This window comes from Alcanivorax sp., assembly GCF_014762765.1.
Lineage (GTDB): Bacteria > Pseudomonadota > Gammaproteobacteria > Pseudomonadales > Alcanivoracaceae > Alcanivorax.
Genome location: NZ_JABURH010000159.1, coordinates 1 through 2948, shown reverse-complemented (window position 1 = coordinate 2948; position 2948 = coordinate 1). Strand labels below are relative to the sequence as shown.

2 protein-coding genes and 1 pseudogene are annotated in these 2948 nt (G+C 52.1%); 1 reads left to right on the top strand and 2 read right to left on the bottom strand.

What is annotated here, in order from left to right; genetic code table 11:
• Positions 1–1101, top strand: a 1101-nt coding sequence (locus tag HUJ17_RS11680) for a M20/M25/M40 family metallo-hydrolase (protein WP_290510852.1), incomplete at its 5' end; no start/stop codon positions are given.
• A 191-nt stretch (positions 1102–1292) separates the two neighbouring features.
• Here the strand turns inward: HUJ17_RS11680 and HUJ17_RS11675 are convergent.
• Positions 1293–2462, bottom strand: coding sequence for a hypothetical protein (locus HUJ17_RS11675; RefSeq protein ID WP_290510851.1), 1170 nt, complete (start codon positions 2460–2462; stop codon positions 1293–1295).
• A gap of 88 nt (positions 2463–2550) precedes the next feature.
• Positions 2551–2948 (bottom strand): annotated as a pseudogene (locus HUJ17_RS11670) (hypothetical protein); the annotation flags it as partial.

Sequence of the window (2948 nt, the reverse complement as noted above, 5' to 3'; positions counted from 1 at the left end):
CTGGCCCATCAGGATGTGGTGCCGGTGTCGTCCCCGGAACAATGGCAGCACCCACCGTTTGCCGGAGTAGTGGATGGCGACTTTGTCTGGGGGCGCGGCGCCCTGGATGATAAGGGCAGCCTGATGGCCATTCTGGAAGCCACCGAAGCCTTGTTGCAAAACGGCCAGCCTCCCGCCTGCGATGTGTATCTGGCATTCGGTCACGATGAGGAAATCGGTGGCCGCGAGGGTGCAGTGAAGATTGCTGCCTGGCTGGAACAGCAGAACCTGCGGTTTTCCCTGATTCTGGACGAGGGCGGCATGATGCTACCGGGTAGTACCCTGGGTCTTGATCGCCCGGTGGCGCTGATGGGCATTGCCGAGAAAGGCTACATGACGGTAGAGCTACAGGCAGAGGCCGAGCCGGGGCATTCGTCACGGCCGCCGGAGCGAACTGCCATCGGTGATCTGGCGGCAGCCATCGACCATCTGCAGACTCATCCCCGCCCTGCTTCACTGAGCGGGCCGACTCGAAAAATGCTGGAACAGGTCGCGTCTCACCAACCCTTCGCCAAGCGGCTGGTATTTGCCAACCTGTGGCTGTTCGAGCCGCTGATCATTCGCCAACTGGAAGGCAAACCGGAAACCAATGCTCTGGTTCGCACCACCATGTCACCTACCTTGCTGGAAGCCGGAGTAAAGGAAAACGTACTGCCGGCCACCGCCAACGCCACCCTGAATTTTCGCCTGGCCCCCGGCGAAACCCGCGAAAGCCTGCAGGCCTATCTGCAGCAGGAGCTACCGGACAACATCACCGTAACGGCCAGGGGCGCTTTCCTGTCCGACCCGTCCGCCGTCACCCGGATTCCCTCCGCCACCTTTGACCGCCTCGCCGCCCTGGTTAGGGCCCTGCCGGAACAACCGGTGGTCGCCCCCTACCTGCTCATCGCCGGCACCGATGCGCGTCACTATCAGCATCTCTCAGATCAGGTGTTTCGCTTTATGCCGGTCTCCCTTGGCCAGGACGACCTGGCCCGCTTCCACGGCCACAACGAACGCCTGCCTCGTGAGCAGTACCCGCATATGGTGCGGTTTTATGCGGGACTGATGTTGGGACGGTAACGAGCCTTGTTCAGGGGTGGCTGTGCCGCAGTTCCCCGTTTGCCGACCCGTCCGGCAGTCAGCCCTGTTCCTGCATCAATGGCCCTTCCTGCCCCGCAAACATCAGGGCGCTGCTGGTCCGATAGTGATCGTTAATCACGACCATAAGCTGATTCGGAGTGCATGACGATAGTTGACAGTGATTCGGGTTATTAGGGTTCTATCAACATCAGCAGAATGCAAAATAGCAGGAAGGGAAGGCTACGTTTAAAGAACTTTGCATGTGTGATTTCAGATGTAAGGTTCTGAAACGTGTCTTTCTCCTTTTCTCTGACCTCTATAATCTCCTGGGGACTTATTCGTTTGATGGATGGCTGCCAGCCCATGGCTTTTGCCTGTTCGAGAGGCATCCCCCAAGGGTAATCATTGGCAGCCTCCTTGGCCTTCTGGCAGCGGAGTATTGACTCAGCTCGCCCCATATTGCGGAAGAAATTCTCTGGGCGTGACGTCTCCTGATCATATTTTTTTGTGACAGGATCGTATTGCCTTATAGGCTCAAATTCAGGGACATCCGGAAGTGGAAGGGAGGGATTCATGAATTGCTGGAAAATTTCCCAGCGCAAGTATGGGTCATAGTAATTGCCATTGTTGACGATGATTTTGCATGCTCTTAATCCGGTTTCTTTGTGAACGACAGTCAGGGTCTGGCCTGGATCAATGCTGTGATGCATTGGCGTGCTCCAGGACTTTTTTGACGGAGCAAGATCGGAAAATGGAACTGCTTTCCTTTCTTTTTCTTTCTTGCAGTAAATGTGAACTTTTCCGGTTTTGCGATTAAATATAGTGTTCATTCTTTCTTTTGGTTTTAAGAAACGGCTCATTATTGTTGAAAAAATAAAAATAGCCAAGAAAATGAAAGAGGCTGATAGCATGAATATCATGAAGTCATCCTCAAAAAAAGGCTTGCTGAAATTGTAGTCGGAAATTCGTATGCTTATGAATGTTATGAATATCGTTATGGATGTTTTCTTGAAGGGAGAAAGCATAGCGGTAACGAGTGGTGCTAAAACGACAGGCCACGGCAGGTATTTTTCTATAGGGCTCCCATCGATAAGCGGCATCATTACTATTAAAAGCGCCATGGCGAATTGAGTAATAATAGAGAAGAATAAAGAGAGAGCCATTGATACTTCCCAAATGGCATTAAAGGGGATGTAATTCACTTCGCTCCATATATAGCTGTCTTGCTCTGTGGTGAAAGAGCTTTTTTTGACCATTCCAGAGAAGCTATCGGCCAGATTGTCATCAAATATCGCAAGATATTCCCTGCACTGTGGTCCGGCTAGCGTTTCGAGCCTTTTTTCGTTTCCAAATATGGGCATTACTTTATCCGTAAAGTGTTGTTATCAGCTGCCGGGTATATGAAATAATAGATAGGTTTCGAACTAGAAAAATAAGATCGTTCAATGCTTAATTTTTATTAATTTTCCGCCTACGTTGCTCAGAGGATTTCCAGCCCTGAGCCAGTGCCTGGTCTCGTGTCTTTCCCCAAGGGAAGTCCTTGGCCGCCTGGCAGGCCGCTTTGTAGCGAGCGTGCAGCTCTTCGCGGCTCATATCTCGCCAGAAGTGTTTGGGCCTGCCATTTTTCTTATCGTATTCGGCTGTTACCGGGTCGAACGGGCGGGCGGGTTCGTTGATCAGGGTATCCGGCAGGGGCTGAGAGATATCCATAAACTGCGACAGATTTTCCCACTCCAGATAGACCTCGAATTCGTCCGGGTAATCGTTGATATGGCTGATAACCAGATCGGAATAACGGTGCACCAGTAGCAGCATAAAACCGGTGGAGCCGGTGGCGGCGGTACGAG